Genomic DNA, 16,257 nt, shown 5'->3' on the forward strand with positions numbered 1-16,257 from the left:
AGCGAGCCTTGGGTTGGCACCACGACGGGTTCAACCGCTGCGCAACCGGCTGAGGAGCCTGTCCATGGCGCGATAGCCCAGGGCCTCGACCAGGTGCCCCTTTTCTATGTCCGCCTTGCCCGCCAGATCGGCCAGGGTACGGGACACCCGCAGGATGCGGTGCCAGGCCCGGATGCTGAGACCTAGCCGCTGGATTGCCGTCTCGAGAAACTCGGCATCCTGCGGCGATAATCTGCAAACCTCCTCGATTTCTCGGCTATCGAGCAGGTTGTTGAGCTTGCCATTGCGGCTCAGCATGCGTTCACGGGCGGCCAGGACCCGTTCGCGGATCTGAGCGCTCGACTCCCCCCGCTGCGCCTTGCCGGTCAGGCTGCCCTTGGGCAGCAGCGGCACCTCCACCGTCAGGTCGAATCGGTCGAGGAAGGGGCCGGAGAGCCTGCCAAGATAACGCAGTATCTGATCCGGGCTGGCCCGGCTCATGCCGTCGCCGAAATGGCCGCAGGGGCTGGGATTCATGGCGCCGATGAGCTGGAAGCGGGCGGGGAAATCCACCTGGCGGGCTGCCCGGCTGATGGTGATGTGGCCTGTCTCCAGCGGCTCGCGCAAGGCGTCGAGCACCTTGCGTTCGAATTCAGGCAACTCGTCGAGAAACAGCACGCCGTTGTGGGCCAAGGAGATCTCCCCTGGTCTCGGATGGCTGCCGCCGCCCACCAGAGCCACCGCAGAGGCGCTGTGGTGGGGCGTGCGATAGGGCCTGTGATGCCAGTGACCGGCGCGGGGAGTGAGGCCGCCGATGGAGTGGATGGCGGCGGTCTGCTGCGCCTCCTGTTCGCTCAGCGGTGGCAAGATGCCGGGCAGGCGACTGGCCAGCATGCTCTTGCCGGTGCCGGGCGGGCCGATGAACAGCAGGTTGTGGCTGCCGGCGGCGGCGATCTCCAGCGCCCGCTTGGCCTGGGACTGGCCGATCACATCCTGCAGATCGGCCACCAGACGTTCCTCGCTATCCGGCTGGGAGAGGGGCAGGGGCAGCTCGTACTGGCCCGCCAGCCAGGCGGTCACCGCCAGCAGCTGGTGGGCACAGCGCACTTCGGCATCCTGGATGAGGGCGGCTTCGGCGCCGTTGGCACTGGGCACCAGCAGGGTGCGGCCGACATCGCGGCAGGCGAGCACCGCGGGCAGCACGCCCTGGATGGGGCGGATCTCGCCGGTCAGGGCCAGCTCGCCCAAAAATTCATGATCCAGCAGGTATGTTGCCGGTATCTGCTTGGATGCGGCGAGAATGCCGATGGCGATGGCCAGATCGAAACGCCCTCCCTCCTTGGGCAGATCGGCGGGAGCGAGATTGACGGTGATGCGCTTGGAGGGGAACTCGAAGTTGCCGTTGAGCAGGGCGCTGCGCACCCTGTCCCGCGACTCCTTCACCGAGGTTTCCGGCAGGCCCACCATGTTGAAGGCGGGCAGGCCGTTGGAGAGGTGTACCTCCACCGTGACTTGCGGTGCCTGGATCCCCAGGCTGGCACGGCTATAAACCACAGCTAATGACATAAACCCCATCCTTGAGTTGAGTTATGTTCTGACTAACTGCAATTTGTCAGTTTTTTATGCCAGCCCTATTCGGCTGACATAGTTAAAATTAGTGGCTTGTAATGTAATAAATGCTTGCCTGATAAAAACCATCATGCTAGTTCTAATAGCCATTCGCGGTGCAAACCGCCTCAATTTCACAGGATTTCCGGTTGTAACTATGAACATGGCCTCCCGTTTCGTCAGCATTATTGTGGTCCTAGTGGTGATTATTATCACACCGCTCGGGGCTCGTTTGGCTGCACGGAACAAGGGATAGACCCACCACCGGACAGAACGAAACAAGACGACCCCCGAGCCTCACGGCCCGGGGGTTTTTTTTCGACCAGGGAACAGGATTGTTGACATGAACGGCGCGCAGTTTTTGGTACAGGCTCTCAAGAAACAGGGTGTGACCCAGGTGTTTGGTTACCCGGGTGGGGCCATCATGCCGGTCTACGACGCCCTGTATGACGGTGGTCTGGCCCATCAGCTCTGCCGTCACGAACAGGGGGCCGCCATGGCGGCGGTGGGTTATGCCCGGGCCTCAGGCCAGGTGGGGGTCTGCATCGCCACCTCGGGCCCGGGGGCCACCAACCTGGTGACCGGCCTGGCGGAGGCGCTGCTCGATTCCGTGCCTCTGGTGGCCATCAGTGGTCAGGTGCCTTGCGCCGCCGTGGGCACGGATGCGTTTCAGGAAGTGGACGTGCTCGGCATGTCCCTCTCTTGCACCAAGCACTCCTTCATGGTGACGGATGTGGCGGATTTGCCGCAGGTGATTGCCGAAGCCTTCGCCATCGCCAGCGAGGGGCGTCCCGGCCCGGTACTCATCGACCTGCCCAAGGATGTGCAGCTCGCCGCCGTGCCGACCCAGAGCCCGCTGTGTGCGGTGGAGGAGCCAGAGCCGCTCAATCCGGCCGAGCTTGGCTCACATGAGATAGGAAAGGCCCGTACCCTGCTGGCCGGTGCCGATCGCCCCGTGCTCTACGTCGGGGGCGGGGTGGGCATGGCCAATGCGGAAGAGCCGCTGCGCGACTTTGCCGCCGCCACCGGCATGCCGGCGGTCACCACCCTCAAGGGGATAGGGGCGCTGGATCCCGACAGCCCCGTCTATCTGGGCATGCTCGGCATGCACGGCACCAAGGCCGCCAACCTGGCTGTGCAGCAGTGCGATCTGCTGCTGGTGGTGGGCGCCCGTTTCGATGACAGGGTGACCGGCAAGCTGGAGGAGTTTGCCCCCGAGGCGAAGGTGATCCACCTGGACGTGGACGCCGCCGAGTTCGGCAAGCGCCGCGCCGCCGACGTGGGTATCACCCAGGATCTCAAGCAGGTGCTGCCCGCCCTGGCCATGGCGCTGACCATCGACCCCTGGCGCGCCCACTGCGCCGCCATGGCCCGGGAATATGCGTTTCGCTACGACCACCCGGGTCAGGCCATCTATGCCCCGGCCCTGCTCAGGCAGCTCTCTGCCAAGTTGCCGGAGACCGGCGTGGTGGCCTGCGACGTGGGTCAGCATCAGATGTGGGTGGCCCAGCACATGCGCTTCACCAGCCCGCGCAATCACCTCTCCAGCGCCGGCCTCGGCACCATGGGCTTTGGCCTGCCCGCCGCCATCGGCGCCAAGATGTCGCGCCCGGATGACGAGGTGGTGCTGGTGAGCGGTGACGGCTCCTTCATGATGAACGTGCAGGAGCTCGGCACCATACGCCGCGCCCGGCTCAAGGTGAAGATGGTGCTGCTGGACAACCAGCGCCTCGGCATGGTGCGCCAGTGGCAGGAGCTGTTCTTCGACGGCCGCTACAGCGAGACCATCCTGTCCGACAACCCGGATTTCGTCGCCCTGGCTGCCGCCTTCGGCATCCCGGGCGAGACCATCACATGCAAGGAGCAGATAGCCGGCGCACTCGACCGCCTGCTGGCGAGCGAAGGTGCCTACCTGCTGCATGTGGCCATTTCAGAGGAAGAAAATGTCTGGCCCCTGGTTCCGCCGGGAGTCGCCAACCACAAGATGATGGAGCAACGCCCATGAACCAGCACAGTCAGCATCAGCACACCCTGCGGATCCACGCCCAGTCCAGACCCGAAGTGATGGAGCGGGTGTTGCGGGTGGTGCGCCACCGCGGCTTCGCTCTCAATGCCCTGCATATGGAGCAGGATTGCCAACAGCTGCGGATCACGGTTACTGTCGAGTCGGTGCGTCCCATCCAGCAGTTGTGGAGCCAGCTGGTCAAGCTGGTGGATGTCTCCCGGGTCGATGCACTGGAACAGCAACCCCGGATCAGCGCTTAAGGAGCAAAGCCAATGTCACAGCCTTCACATCCGCAATACATCTGGTTCAACGGCAAACTGGTGCCCTGGCAGGATGCCCAGGTGCACGTCATGAGCCACGCCCTGCACTACGGCTCCTCGGTGTTCGAGGGGGTGCGCGCCTACGACACCCCCAGGGGGACCTGCATCTTCCGCCTGCAGGAGCACACCCGCCGCCTGTTCGATTCCGCCAGGATCTACTGGATGGACGTGCCCTACAGCGAGGCCGAGGTCAACGATGCCTGCCGCGCCGTGGTGCGCGAGAACGGCCTCAAGAGCGGCTATCTGCGCCCGCTGGCCTTTGTCGGCAACGTGGGGCTGGGGCTGCACCCGCCGCTGGATGCCAAGGCGGATCTGATCGTTGCGGCCCTGCCCTGGGGCGCCTATCTCGGCGAAGAGGGGCTGAAAAACGGGGTGGATGTCTGCGTCACCTCCTGGAGCCGGCTCGCCCCCAACACCATACCCACAGGCGCCAAGGCGGGCGGCAACTACCTCTCTTCCCAGCTCATCAGTCGCGAGGCCAAGCGTAACGGCTTCGCCGAGGGGCTGGCGCTGGATGTGAACGGCTACCTGAGCGAAGGGGCGGGGGAGAACCTCTTCCTGGTGAAGAACGGCGTGCTGTTCACCCCGCCCGCCACCGCCGCCATCCTGCCCGGCATCACCCGCGACACCAGCATGACCCTCGCCCGCGATCTCGGTTACGAGGTGCGCGAGCAGGCGCTGCCCCGTGAGGCTCTGTACGTCGCGGACGAGATCTTCATGACCGGTACGGCCGCCGAGGTGACTCCGGTGCGCTCGGTGGACCGGATGAAGGTGGGCGCAGGCAGCCGGGGCCCCGTGACCGAGCAGCTGCAGAACGCCTTCTTCGGCCTGTTCAACGGCAAGACCGAGGACAAGTGGGGCTGGCTGACCCCAGTCAACGACTGATGAGAGAGGGGAGGCGTCACGCCTCCCCGAGTCGCTTCCGGTGAGGGCTCCCCGTGGTGCCTTCACCAGGATCGATTCCCGATCCGCGAATCACACATTCATGTTGAAAGACAATGCGCCCCAGGGGCATTCAGGGAGTAGAGACAATGCCGAAGTTGAGATCCGCCACCACCACCCACGGACGTAACATGGCCGGGGCCCGGGCCCTCTGGCGTGCCACCGGCATGACAGATCAGGATTTCGGCAAGCCCATCATTGCCGTGGTCAACTCCTTCACCCAGTTCGTGCCCGGTCACGTTCACCTCAAGGATCTCGGCCAGCTGGTGGCCCGGGAGATCGAGGCCGCCGGCGGCGTCGCCAAGGAGTTCAACACCATAGCGGTGGATGACGGCATCGCCATGGGCCACGGCGGCATGCTCTATTCCCTGCCGTCCCGGGAACTCATCGCCGACTCGGTGGAGTACATGGTCAACGCCCACTGCGCCGATGCCATGGTCTGCATCTCCAACTGCGACAAGATCACTCCGGGGATGCTGATGGCCGCCCTGCGCATCAACATACCGGTGATCTTCGTCTCCGGCGGCCCCATGGAGGCGGGCAAGACCAAGCTCTCCGATCAGATCATCAAGCTGGATCTGGTGGACGCCATGATCCAGGGGGCCGACCCCAAAGTCTCGGACGCCCAGAGCGATCAGATAGAGCGCAGCGCCTGCCCCACCTGCGGCTCCTGCTCCGGCATGTTCACCGCCAACTCCATGAACTGCCTGACCGAGGCCCTGGGTCTCTCCCAGCCGGGCAACGGCTCCATGCTGGCGACCCACGCCGATCGGGAGCAGCTGTTCAAGCTGGCCGGTCAGCGCATCGTTGCCCTGGCCAACCGTTACTACCAGCAGGATGACGAGAGCGCCCTGCCGCGCAACATCGCCACCAAGGCGGCGTTCGAGAACGCCATGGCCCTGGACATCGCCATGGGCGGCTCCACCAACACCGTGCTGCACCTGCTGGCGGCGGCCCAGGAGGCCGGGGTGGACTTCACCATGGCCGACATCGACCGCATGTCCCGCAAGGTGCCCCAGCTGTGCAAGGTGGCTCCGTCCACCCAGAAGTACCATATGGAAGACGTGCACCGCGCCGGCGGCGTGGTCGCCATCCTGGGCCAGCTGGAAAAAGCGGGCCTGGTGCACGGGGATGCCCGCAACGTGCTCGGCACCACCCTGGTCGAGCTGCTGGCGCAGTACGATGTCAGCCGCTGCGACGACAAGGCGGTGCACGACTTCTACCGCGCCGGTCCGGCCGGTATTCGCACCACCAAGGCCTTCAGCCAGAGCTGCCGCTGGCCCGAGCTGGATCTGGACCGGGCCGAAGGCTGCATCCGCTCCCTGGACAACGCCTACAGCCTGGAGGGGGGCCTGGCCGTGCTCTCCGGCAACCTGGCCCTCGATGGTGCCATCGTCAAGACCGCCGGGGTGGATGACGAGAACCTCACCTTCCGTGGCCCGGCCCGGGTATTCGAGAGCCAGGACACGGCGGTCGCCGGCATCCTGGACGGCACAGTGAAAGCGGGTGAAGTCGTGGTGATCCGCTACGAAGGGCCGAAAGGGGGCCCCGGCATGCAGGAGATGCTCTATCCCACCACCTATCTCAAGTCGATGGGATTGGGCAAGGCCTGCGCCCTCATCACGGACGGTCGCTTCTCCGGCGGCACCTCGGGCCTCTCCATTGGCCACGTCTCCCCGGAGGCGGCCTCTGGCGGCACCATAGGACTGGTGGAGGATGGGGACATGATCAACATCGACATCCCGGCCCGCAGCATGGTGCTGGAAGTAGCCGACAGCGTGCTGGCCGCTCGCCGCGCCGCCGCCTCGGCCCGTGGCTGGAAGCCGCTCAATCGTCAGCGTCAGGTCTCCTACGCCCTGCGTGCCTACGCCATGCTGGCCACCAGCGCCGACAAGGGCGCGGTGCGCGATTTAACCAAGCTGGAGGAGTGATGATGAACGCGACGACAGATCATTCATGCAAAGTGCCGCTCGCCTCTGTCTGTGCCGACAAGGGGTTGGTGTGGTGCGACCTCAGCAAGCCGGAGGAGTAAGCCATGGTCTCTGCGGCTGATTATCTACGCAAGGTGTTGCTCTCTCCCGTCTATGAGGCGGCGCGGGTGACACCGCTGCAAACCCTGAAAAAACTCTCCGAGCGGCTCGGCAACCAGGTCTCCCTCAAGCGGGAAGACCTGCAGCCGGTGCACTCCTTCAAGCTGCGGGGGGCCTATCACAAGATCGCCACCCTGAGCGCCGAGCAGAAATCCCACGGCGTGGTGGCGGCCTCGGCCGGCAACCATGCCCAGGGGGTTGCCCTGTCGGCGGCCAAGCTCGGCATCAAGGCCATCATAGTGATGCCCAAGACCACGCCGGACATCAAGATCGATGCGGTGCGCCGCCTGGGTGGCAACGTGCTGCTGTTTGGCAACAGTTTCGACGAGGCCTACGGCGAGAGTCGCCGCCTGGCAGAAACCGAGGGCTACACCCTGATCCCGCCGTTCGACGACGTCGAGGTGATCGCGGGCCAGGGCACCATAGGCAAGGAGCTGCTGGAGCAGGACACCCACCTGACCCACGTCTTCGTGCCCGTAGGCGGCGGCGGCCTGGCCGCCGGGGTGGCGGTCTACATCAAGCAGCTGCTGCCGGATGTGAAGGTGATCGGGGTGGAAGCCGAGGGCTCCGCCTGCCTCAAGGCCGCCATGGAGGCGGGCGAGCCGGTCAATCTGGATAGAGTCTCCCTGTTTGCGGACGGGGTGGCGGTCAGGCGCATCGGCGAGGAGACCTTCCGCCTGTGCAACCAGTATCTGGACGAGGTGGTGACCGTCTCCAACGACCAGATCTGCGCGGCGCTCAAAGACATCTTCGACGACTGCCGCGCCATCGCCGAGCCGTCGGGGGCCTTGTCCCTGGCCGGTCTCAAGGCCTACAGCGAGCGAGAGCAGGTCAAGGGCGGGCGGATGGCGGCCATCCTTTCCGGCGCCAACGTCAACTTCCACAGCCTGCGTTATGTCTCCGAGCGCTGCGAAATAGGCGAGAAACGCGAGGGCATGCTGGCGGTGACCATCCCCGAGCGCAAGGGGGCCTTCCTCGATTTTTGCCGCCAGCTTGGGCCCCGCATGGTGACCGAGTTCAACTACCGCTACGCGGATGCGGCCCAGGCCTCCCTGTTCGTCTCGGTGCGCCTCACCGGCGGTGACGAGGAGCTGGGCCAGATCATCGATCAGCTCGGCGGCAACGGCTACCCCGTGGTCAACATGACAGAGAGCGAGCTGGCCAAGAATCACGTGCGCTACATGATTGGCGGCCGCCCGGCCCGGCCCCTCGGTGAACGCCTCTACAGCTTCAAGTTTCCGGAGCAGCCGGGGGCCTTGATGCGCTTTCTCGAGACCCTGGGTTGCCGCTGGAACATCAGCCTGTTCCACTACCGCAACCACGGCGCCGACTATGGCCGGGTGCTGTGCGCCTTCGAGCTGCCGGACGAGGACGTGGCTGCCTTCCACGACTACCTCTACGAACTGGGGTATGACTGGAAGGAGGTGAGCGAGGATCCCGCCTATCGCCTGTTCCTGGCGAACTGAACAGGGATTGGCTGAGTGAAGAGGGGGGCGCTGGCCCCCCTCTCTCATGGGGGAGAGCCCGGCGTGTGCCGACGGGCTCACACTCTGACCCACCGGATCGTTTGAGACCGAGCCAGGATGGGATAGGCTGGAGTGCCCGGCCCTGCGCGGCTCCCTGCGAGCGGGCACCATGGGCCGAGGTTCGCCATCACAGACTCAAGGAAGAGGCATGCACATGACAAGATCCCTGCTGGCGCTCCTGATGGGCGCCACCGGTATGAGCGGGCTGGCCCAGGCCCAGGGCCTGGACAACAGCTGGTATCTGGGGGGCAAGGCGGGCTGGTCCCACTATTTCGGGGCCGATTTCGAGCCCGGGATAGCGCGGGCGTTCGAGCTGGTAGGCGCCGATGAACAGGAGGACGCCCTCGGTCTGGGTCTGTTCGTCGGCTATCAGCTCAACCCCAACCTCGGCTTCGAGCTTGGCTACGACCATCTGGGCAGTTATCGCCTCAGCGGTCGCCAGCGCCAAGATGGCCTCAGCGCCGGCCTGACCGGCGAGGCCAGGGCCCAGCTCGTCCAGGCCAGCATGCGTATCGGTTACCCCGTCACTCCCAGCCTGGATCTCTATGGCCGTCTCGGCGGCGCCTATGGCTGGACCGAGAGCGACGTGAGCGCAGAGATCACAGTGGACAGCAGCCAGTTTCGCGACTCGGCCAATGGCAACAAGTACCATGGTGCGGCCTTTGTCGGCGCCCTCGGCGGCGAATATGCCCTCAACCCCAGCTGGGCCCTGCGCCTCGAGTATCAATACACCACCCCCCTCGGCAACAGCTCTCTGGACGAGTCCGGCATAGAGCTGGACAACGGCCTGCTCGCCCTCGCCATCGTCTACCGTTTCGGCCAGGGGGAGGACGTGCAGGCCGAGATCAGCCCGGCGCCCGCCCCCGTGCCCCCCGCCACCGTCATCATCCGCCAGCGATTCTCCCTGAGCTCGGATCTGCTGTTCGCCTTCAACGAGGCGCACCTCAGAGCGGAGGCCAATCAGGCGCTGGACACCCTGTTCCAGCAGATAGTGGCGGCCAATCCCAGGGATGGGGTGGCGACCGTGGTGGGGCACACGGACCGGCTGGGGGCCGATGATTACAACCAGCGCCTGTCGGAGCGGCGAGCCCGGGCCGTGGCCGATGGGCTGATCGCCCGAGGCTGGCCGGCGGACAAGGTGGAGGTGACGGGGCGTGGCGAGCAGGAGCCGGTCACCGGCAACCGCTGCAACGGCGGCAGCAAGCGGGAACTGATCCCCTGTCTGGCCCCGGATCGGCGGGTCGATATCCAGCTGGAGGGGGTGGGGGAGCCATCTCAGCCATAACGCCGGCCCCAACCCCGCAGGTGACGCTGACTCGCCCGGGCCTTTGCCTGTCGCCGGCGAGTCGAAACACCCGCAGCAGGGCGCAGGCCTGGGTCTGCCTTGGGACAATGGCGATGCGCCATGGCAGTATGGCAAGCAGGATCAATGAGTTGACGACAAGGAGTCCAGCATGGGCAAGGTAGCACTGATCACGGGGGCGAGTCGCGGCATAGGGGCCGCCACCGCCCGGTTGCTGGCGCAGCAGGGGTATCGGCTCTGCCTCAACTATCTGCGGGAAGCGGCCAGCGCCGAGGTCCTGGCCGAAACCTTGAGGGCGCAGGGGGCCGAAGTGATCACGGTGCAGGCCGATGTGGCGGACGAGGCGGCTGTGGTGCGGCTGTTTGAGACCCTGGATGCGCGTCTCGGCCCCCTCGACGCCCTGGTCAACAATGCGGGTATCCTGCTGCCCCAGTGCCGGGTCGAAGATCTCGACGCCGCCCGCATCAACCGCCTGCTGACCACCAATGTCACCAGCCAGCTGCTCTGCTGCCGGGAGGCGGTCAGACGCATGTCCCGCCGTCATGGCGGCCGGGGCGGGGCCATCGTCAATGTCTCCTCGGCGGCGGCCCGGCTGGGGTCGCCCCATGAATACGTGGATTATGCCGCCAGCAAGGGGGCCATCGACACCCTGACCCGGGGCCTGGCCCTGGAGGTGGCGGGGGAGGGGATCCGGGTCAATGGGGTGCGCCCCGGCTTTATCCACACCCGGATGCACGGGGATGGCGGCGAGCCAGACAGGGTGGCCCGCCTCGCCCCCCAGCTCCCCCTGGGACGCGGTGGTGAGCCGGTCGAGGTCGCCGCCGCCATCCGCTGGCTGCTCAGCGACGAGGCCTCCTATGTCACCGGTGCCTTCATCGATCTGGCGGGGGGCCGCTGAGGCAGCCCCCTTGGTAAAACTGACCAACTTGTGGTCTAAATGACTCTTTTTCTGCCGCAGACTCTGGGTGGATGAAGAGTTTTTTTTATATGAATCATGCCATTACGTTTTGGCACAGGGATTGCCATTGATCCAGCGTCAAGGGGGAAGCCCATGGGGGCTGCCCGCAACAAGGATGAGCGAGATGAAACAGATGATGATGGTCATGGTGCTGGCATTGGGGTTGGCGGGGTGCAGCTGGCAGGACGATGAGGTGATTTGGGGTCAGGGAGCGACCGTCGTGGCGCAGTTGCCCCTCGGGGACAGGGTCGACAGGATATTGGCCGTGGTGCCGGCGGATATCAGGCTGGTGCACGGATCTGAACGCGGGATCCGGGTGGAGGGTCAGGAGAATCTCCTGCCCTACCTGACCTTCAGCGAGAGTGGCCGCAAGCTGGAGATAGAGGTCAAGGAGGGATACCGGCTCAGCACCGACGAGGGACTCAAGGTCATAATCACTCTGCCCAGCCTGCGCGAGCTGGCCCTGGCGGGGAGCAGCCGGGCCGAGGTGGGCGCCTTCGAGGGGGATGAGCTGACCCTCTCATTGGCGGGGTCGGGGGGCATACGCACCGATCGGCTGGAGGTCAGGAGTCTGGAGGGCAACATCGCCGGCTCGGGGGATCTTGCCCTGGGGCAGGGTCATGCCGACAGCCTCACCTTCAACATCGCAGGCTCGGGGGGCATAGCCGCCGGGGAGCTGCAGGCCAGGGAGGTCGAGATCAAGATCGCCGGCAGCGGCGATGTGGCGGTGCGCGCGGCGCAGAGGCTGACGGCCACCATAGCGGGCTCCGGCAACATCGACTACTGGGGGGATCCCGAGATAGAGAGCGAGATCGCGGGGTCGGGACAACTGGTGCGCCAGGGGGGCTGACCTCGCGCCATGTTGCAGAGACGACACGGGCCCCGAGGGGCCCGTTTCTTTTGTCGTGCCTGCCCATCGGGGGAGGGCGAGCCCTGCCAGCATAGTCCCCCACCCCTGTCTGCTGGGTGGCTCAGGCGAGGGGAAGGTGCAGCGCCTTGTCGGCGTTGAGCCGCATCAGCAACCACTGCATGCCGGCGAGATGCTGGTGGTCGTGACTGACCAGCAGGCGCGCCAGGCCATCCAGGGTGACCTCCCCATAGTTGCCATAATGGGCCCGTCGCCCCCAGGCCGAGGAGGGCAGCCCCTGGAGCCAGGTGACAGTGTGAGTGCGGGCGGCGCGAAAGCGGGCCAGCTGCACGGCGGGGTCCTGATGGGGATAGTCATTGTCCTGGGCCAGCTGGTAGCCATCGAGGGACGCCAGCTCGGGCAGCGTCTCCTCCAGGGTGCGCAAGAAGCGCACCTGATAGCCTTGCGTCTCTATGTCCAGCAGGTGACAGAGGTGGCCCAGGGCACTGAAGCGCTCGGAGGGGATGCCGGCCCAGTTGGCCGGCTCCCAGTTCAGGTAATCGTCAGGCAGCTGGTCGAGCAGCTGCTCGAATCGATCAGGCATGGCCAGCAGTGTGGTGAAGATGGGCATGTCAGCCTCCGGTGGTGATGGCGCTGGCCAGCAGGGTACCGACCGCCGCCACCAGCAGGGTATTGGCGAGTACCAGCCAGAAGGCGAAGCGGATCAGGCTCTGCTCCTCCTCATGGCTCCCCTTGGCCAGGCCGATCAGCAGGGCGACCATGGGCAGGGAGCCCAGGGCGGCATGACCGGCGGCACTGTTCTGGACGGCCGCCATGATGGGCAGCAGCGACGGTGCGAGGGGCAGGTGGGCGATGGAGGGCATGACGATGGCGTTGCCGCCGACGTTGGAGCCCGTGATGTAGCCAGACAGGGCGCCGAACAGGGCGATCAGAGGGCTCAGCAGGCTGGCGCTGAGCTCGCTCAGGCCCTGGTTGATGCTGGTCAGGAAGCCGGCCTTGACCAGCAGCTGGGACATGAAGAGGAAGAAGAGGATGGTGAGCAGGGGGCGCTTGGCCCGATTGAACCAGGCCTGCCCCAGCTGCTGGCTCCCCTCACGGGCGATCAGCAGCAGGCTGACGCAGAGCAGTGCCAGACCGGGGGAGGCGAGGGGCTTCCAGCTCACCTGGTTGCCCTGGACAACCAGGAGATCGGCGATGCCAAACAGGGCGTTGAGCCCCTTGAGCAGCAAGATGGCCGCCAGCAGGGCGAGGTAGGGCCAGGCCTGGCGGGGGAACTGGAGCCGGGCCTGCTCCTTGAAGCGTGCCCAGGCCAGTCCGGCCAGCAGGATGGCACCACCGGCGCCGACTCCCGCAATCTCGGGTCCCGCCGTGCGGCTGATGAAGTGCAGCAACAGGATGAAGAGCCCGGCCATGGCGCAGCCTGCCAGATAGACCAGGGGGTGCCTCTGCCCCATCAGCCAGAGGGCCAGACTGATGGCCAGCATGAAGACAGGGGCGCTGGTCCAGGCGGCCCAGGCGCCGAGCGTCTCTGCGGGCAGGCCCGCCAGGGCCGCCCCTATGACGGTGGCCAGCCCCAGGGTACCCCAGGGCATGATGCACATGCCGGTGAGGGCGATGCGCAGCGCCACCTGGCGATCCAGCAGGGCCAGCAGCAGGGGAACCGTGGCGATGAGTGACACCCCGAAGCCGGTCATGGACTCGAGCAGGGGAGCCAGCCCCAGCACGACGAAGACCGCGAGGGCGGCTCCCCGCCAGCCGAGTCCGCTCACCCAGCCCTCCAGGGCCTGATTGGCCCGGATGCGCTCCAGATAGATGACGAACAGCAGGCCAGGGGCTATCACGCAGGCCGTGCTCAGGAAGAGCACAATGCTGTCTTGCAGCACCCGCACCAGGGTGGCGGGGAGGAAGGGATCCGCCAGGCCGCCGAACCAGAGGGCCAGGGCCAGCAGGGAGCCCATCAGGGCCGCCTGCACCGGGGGACGTTTCAGCCCCATGATGAGGGAGATCACCAGCAGTATGGGTGAGAGTTGAATGAGGGCAATCATGATGGGATCTCGCAATGGGGGTAAGGGTGGCGAAAGAGTCTTGGCGATTTTCTAGCATGGTGGCAGATGAGATTCAAGGCGATCCAATCTGTACTTGGTTAGCATAAATATTTGTTTTTAATCGAATTAGTGAAAGTTAGTGCTGGTGAATCGGCTCCACTGGCGTCATCCGTCGGCGCCCAGCTTGGGGTTCTGGCGGCGATGCCGTAGGGGGCGCGGCTGGGGGAGGGGCGAACCATATCTGCTGCGCCGGTACGGGCTGGCAACATTTAATGTCAGGAAAAATATCTGCGAGGGTGGCGAGAAAAGGGGGCGGGAGGCCGGGGCAGATAGGGGGAAAGTGGGCCATGTGGCGCAGGAGAGGGGGGATCAGCCGTCAATCGAGCGTGACTCGGGCAAGGGGCGGTGGGCGATCCGGGAAGGGAGGGCAGCTGGGCTGCCCTCGGTGCCTCGGTATGGGGGGCTGTCAGGGGAGCTCGAGCAGGTGCTCGGCGTGAAAGCGCAGGTGCGCCTCGATGAAGCTCGCCACGAAGAAATAGCTGTGGTCGTAGCCGGCGTGACGATGGAGCGCCAGGGGCCAGCCCTTGGCTTCGGCGATCTCCGCCAGCGTCTCTATGCCGAGCTGTTCGGCGAGGAAGGGGTCGTCCAGACCGACGTCGACCCGGGTCGGCAAGGGCTGGCAGTCGTGGTGGCGCAGCAGCTGGCAGGTGTCCCACTCCTGCCACAGCAGGGGATTGTTGCCGAGATAGGCGCCCAGCGCCTTCTGGCCCCAGGGGCTGCGGCTCGGGTGGCTGATGGGGCTGAAGGCCGACACAGAGCGGTAGCGGCCGGGTTCGCGCAGGGCGGCGATGAGGGCCCCGTGACCGCCCATGGAGTGACCGCTGATGGCGCGGCGACTCGAGATGGGGAAGTGAGTCTCGATAAGGTCGGGCAGCTCCCGGGTGACATAGTCATACATCTGGTAGTGCGCCCGCCAGGGTGACTGGGTGGCGTTGACGTAAAAACCCGCGCCCTTGCCGAGGTCATAGGCGGCATCATCCGGCACCTGCTCACCTCTGGGGCTGGTGTCCGGCGCCACCAGGGCGATGCCCAGTTCGGCGGCGATGCGTTGGGCACCGGCCTTTTGCATGAAGTTCTCGTCGGTGCAGGTGAGGCCCGACAGCCAGTAGAGCACGGGCACCTTCTGGCCGGTCAGCGCCTGGGGCGGCAAGTAGACGGCGAAACGCATCTCGCAGCCGAGCAGTGCCGACTCATGGCGATATTGCTTGTGCCAGCCGTCGAAGCTCTTGTTGCTGGCGATGATATCTAACGACATCGGATCCTCCTGCGCCATGGGCGCCTGGGATGAAAGAGAGAGGGCGGGAGCTGCCCGCCCTGCCTGACTCAGTAGTGGATGACGGTACGGATGCTCTTGCCTTCGTGCATCAGATCGAATGCCTCGTTGATCTGCTCGAGCCCCATGGTGTGGGTGATGAAATCGTCCAGCTTGAACTCACCCTGCATGTAGCGCTGCACATAGCTCGGCAGCTCGCTGCGACCGCGTACCCCACCGAAGGCGCTGCCGCGCCAGACCCGGCCTGTGACCAGCTGGAACGGACGGGTGCTGATCTCCTGACCGGCACCGGCCACCCCTATGATGACAGATTCGCCCCAGCCCTTGTGACAGCATTCGAGCGCCGCGCGCATCACCTTGACGTTGCCGATGCACTCGAACGAGAAGTCGACGCCGCCGTCGGTCATCTCGACGATCACCTCCTGAATGGGCTTGTCGTAATCGTTCGGGTTGATGCAGTCGGTGGCACCCAGCTTGCGGGCCAGCTCGAACTTGCTCTCGTTGATGTCGATGGCGATGATGCGACCGGCCTTGGCCAGGCGCGCGCCGATCACGGCGGAGAGGCCGATGCCCCCCAGCCCGAAGATGGCGACGCTCTCACCCTCCTTCACCTTGGCGGTGTTCATCACGGCGCCGATGCCGGTGGTGACGCCGCAGCCGAGCAGGCAGACCTCTTCCAGCGGGGCGGCCGGGTCCACCTTGGCGATGGAGATCTCCGGCAACACAGTGTATTCGCTGAAGGTGGAGGTGCCCATGTAGTGATAGATGGGCTGGCCGTCTTTCGAGAAGCGGGTGGTGCCGTCCGGCATCAGTCCCTTGCCCTGGGTGGTGCGGATCTTCTGGCACAGGTTGGTCTTGCCGGACTTGCAGAACTTGCACTCGCCGCACTCCGGGGTGTAGAGCGGGATCACGTGATCGCCCACCTTGACGCTGGTGACGCCCTCGCCGACGGACTCGACGATGCCGCCTCCCTCGTGGCCCAGGATGCAGGGGAAGACCCCTTCCGGGTCTTCACCTGAGAGGGTGAAGGCATCGGTGTGGCAGACGCCGGTGGCGACAATGCGCACCCGCACCTCGCCGGCCTGGGGTGCCATGACCTCCACCTCTTCGATGGAGAGGGGCTGGCCCGGTCCCCAGGCGATGGCGGCCTTGCACTTGATGCTCTGTACCTGTGCCATGAAAGGATCCTCTTGTGATGGTTTGCTGGAAATGAAAGGGTAATTTGAACCTGCTTGAGTGTAGTTTCCCGTTCATTTGGTGATAATGGGGTTAAATATCAA

13 protein-coding genes are annotated in these 16,257 nt (G+C 65.4%); 8 read left to right on the forward strand and 5 right to left on the reverse strand.

Going from position 1 to position 16,257, the window contains the following annotated elements:
* Positions 1-30: 30 nt before the first annotated feature.
* Positions 31-1,545, reverse strand: coding sequence for a YifB family Mg chelatase-like AAA ATPase (locus BN1119_RS13725; protein WP_041998964.1), 1,515 nt, complete (start codon positions 1,543-1,545; stop codon positions 31-33).
* Between the two features lie 385 nt (positions 1,546-1,930).
* On the opposite strand from BN1119_RS13725, the gene ilvG reads away from it, so the two are divergent.
* The 8 genes from ilvG (at position 1,931) to BN1119_RS13765 (ending at position 11,581) form a co-directional block, all read left to right on the forward strand.
* The gene (gene ilvG, locus BN1119_RS13730; protein ID WP_041998966.1) at positions 1,931-3,592 is read left to right on the forward strand and encodes an acetolactate synthase 2 catalytic subunit; all 1,662 of its coding nucleotides are present in this window, start codon (positions 1,931-1,933) and stop codon (positions 3,590-3,592) included.
* Positions 3,589-3,852, forward strand: coding sequence for an acetolactate synthase 2 small subunit (ilvM, locus tag BN1119_RS13735; RefSeq protein ID WP_041998968.1), 264 nt, complete (start codon positions 3,589-3,591; stop codon positions 3,850-3,852). Before ilvG ends, ilvM begins: the two co-directional genes overlap by 4 nt.
* A 12-nt stretch (positions 3,853-3,864) precedes the next feature.
* Complete coding sequence (locus BN1119_RS13740; protein ID WP_041998971.1) at positions 3,865-4,797, forward strand: branched-chain amino acid transaminase; 933 nt, start codon at positions 3,865-3,867, stop codon at positions 4,795-4,797.
* Between the two features lie 146 nt (positions 4,798-4,943).
* Positions 4,944-6,785 (forward strand): dihydroxy-acid dehydratase, encoded by a 1,842-nt coding sequence (gene ilvD / locus BN1119_RS13745; RefSeq protein ID WP_041998974.1) that lies wholly within the window; start codon positions 4,944-4,946, stop codon positions 6,783-6,785.
* A 104-nt stretch (positions 6,786-6,889) separates the two neighbouring features.
* Positions 6,890-8,410: a threonine ammonia-lyase, biosynthetic gene (gene ilvA, locus BN1119_RS13750; RefSeq protein WP_041998976.1), complete on the forward strand. Its 1,521-nt coding sequence runs from the start codon at positions 6,890-6,892 to the stop codon at positions 8,408-8,410.
* A 214-nt stretch (positions 8,411-8,624) separates the two neighbouring features.
* Positions 8,625-9,755: a porin OmpA gene (gene ompA / locus BN1119_RS13755; protein ID WP_041999273.1), complete on the forward strand. Its 1,131-nt coding sequence runs from the start codon at positions 8,625-8,627 to the stop codon at positions 9,753-9,755.
* Between the two features lie 169 nt (positions 9,756-9,924).
* Positions 9,925-10,671: an SDR family oxidoreductase gene (locus BN1119_RS13760; RefSeq protein WP_041998979.1), complete on the forward strand. Its 747-nt coding sequence runs from the start codon at positions 9,925-9,927 to the stop codon at positions 10,669-10,671.
* 184 nt (positions 10,672-10,855) lie between these two features.
* Positions 10,856-11,581, forward strand: a complete 726-nt coding sequence (locus BN1119_RS13765) for a head GIN domain-containing protein (protein ID WP_041998982.1) — start codon at positions 10,856-10,858, stop codon at positions 11,579-11,581.
* A 121-nt stretch (positions 11,582-11,702) separates the two neighbouring features.
* Here the strand turns inward: BN1119_RS13765 and BN1119_RS13770 are convergent, their stop codons facing one another.
* The 4 genes from BN1119_RS13770 to BN1119_RS13785 all read right to left on the reverse strand — a co-directional run bounded on the left by BN1119_RS13770 (position 11,703) and on the right by BN1119_RS13785 (position 16,155).
* Positions 11,703-12,209 carry a DinB family protein gene (locus tag BN1119_RS13770; protein ID WP_041998984.1) on the reverse strand — a complete coding sequence of 169 codons (507 nt, stop codon included), beginning with the start codon at positions 12,207-12,209 and terminating at the stop codon, positions 11,703-11,705.
* Between the two features lies 1 nt (position 12,210).
* Positions 12,211-13,644 (reverse strand): L-lactate permease, encoded by a 1,434-nt coding sequence (locus tag BN1119_RS13775; protein ID WP_041998987.1) that lies wholly within the window; start codon positions 13,642-13,644, stop codon positions 12,211-12,213.
* A gap of 466 nt (positions 13,645-14,110) precedes the next feature.
* A complete protein-coding gene (gene fghA / locus BN1119_RS13780; RefSeq protein ID WP_041998990.1) occupies positions 14,111-14,959 on the reverse strand; it encodes an S-formylglutathione hydrolase in 849 nt (282 codons plus the stop codon).
* A 68-nt stretch (positions 14,960-15,027) separates the two neighbouring features.
* Complete coding sequence (locus BN1119_RS13785) at positions 15,028-16,155, reverse strand: S-(hydroxymethyl)glutathione dehydrogenase/class III alcohol dehydrogenase (RefSeq protein WP_041998992.1); 1,128 nt, start codon at positions 16,153-16,155, stop codon at positions 15,028-15,030.
* Positions 16,156-16,257: the final 102 nt, after the last annotated feature.

It is taken from the genome of Aeromonas bivalvium, assembly GCF_000819765.1.
Lineage (GTDB): Bacteria > Pseudomonadota > Gammaproteobacteria > Enterobacterales > Aeromonadaceae > Aeromonas > Aeromonas bivalvium.

Coding starts and splice junctions, on each gene's coding strand:
- BN1119_RS13725 (WP_041998964.1), bottom strand. CDS start 1,545: ATGTCATTAGCTGTGGTTTATAGCCGTGCCAGCCTGGGGATCCAGGCA.
- ilvG (WP_041998966.1), top strand. CDS start 1,931: ATGAACGGCGCGCAGTTTTTGGTACAGGCTCTCAAGAAACAGGGTGTG.
- ilvM (WP_041998968.1), top strand. CDS start 3,589: ATGAACCAGCACAGTCAGCATCAGCACACCCTGCGGATCCACGCCCAG.
- BN1119_RS13740 (WP_041998971.1), top strand. CDS start 3,865: ATGTCACAGCCTTCACATCCGCAATACATCTGGTTCAACGGCAAACTG.
- ilvD (WP_041998974.1), top strand. CDS start 4,944: ATGCCGAAGTTGAGATCCGCCACCACCACCCACGGACGTAACATGGCC.
- ilvA (WP_041998976.1), top strand. CDS start 6,890: ATGGTCTCTGCGGCTGATTATCTACGCAAGGTGTTGCTCTCTCCCGTC.
- ompA (WP_041999273.1), top strand. CDS start 8,625: ATGACAAGATCCCTGCTGGCGCTCCTGATGGGCGCCACCGGTATGAGC.
- BN1119_RS13760 (WP_041998979.1), top strand. CDS start 9,925: ATGGGCAAGGTAGCACTGATCACGGGGGCGAGTCGCGGCATAGGGGCC.
- BN1119_RS13765 (WP_041998982.1), top strand. CDS start 10,856: ATGAAACAGATGATGATGGTCATGGTGCTGGCATTGGGGTTGGCGGGG.
- BN1119_RS13770 (WP_041998984.1), bottom strand. CDS start 12,209: ATGCCCATCTTCACCACACTGCTGGCCATGCCTGATCGATTCGAGCAG.
- BN1119_RS13775 (WP_041998987.1), bottom strand. CDS start 13,644: ATGATTGCCCTCATTCAACTCTCACCCATACTGCTGGTGATCTCCCTC.
- fghA (WP_041998990.1), bottom strand. CDS start 14,959: ATGTCGTTAGATATCATCGCCAGCAACAAGAGCTTCGACGGCTGGCAC.
- BN1119_RS13785 (WP_041998992.1), bottom strand. CDS start 16,155: ATGGCACAGGTACAGAGCATCAAGTGCAAGGCCGCCATCGCCTGGGGA.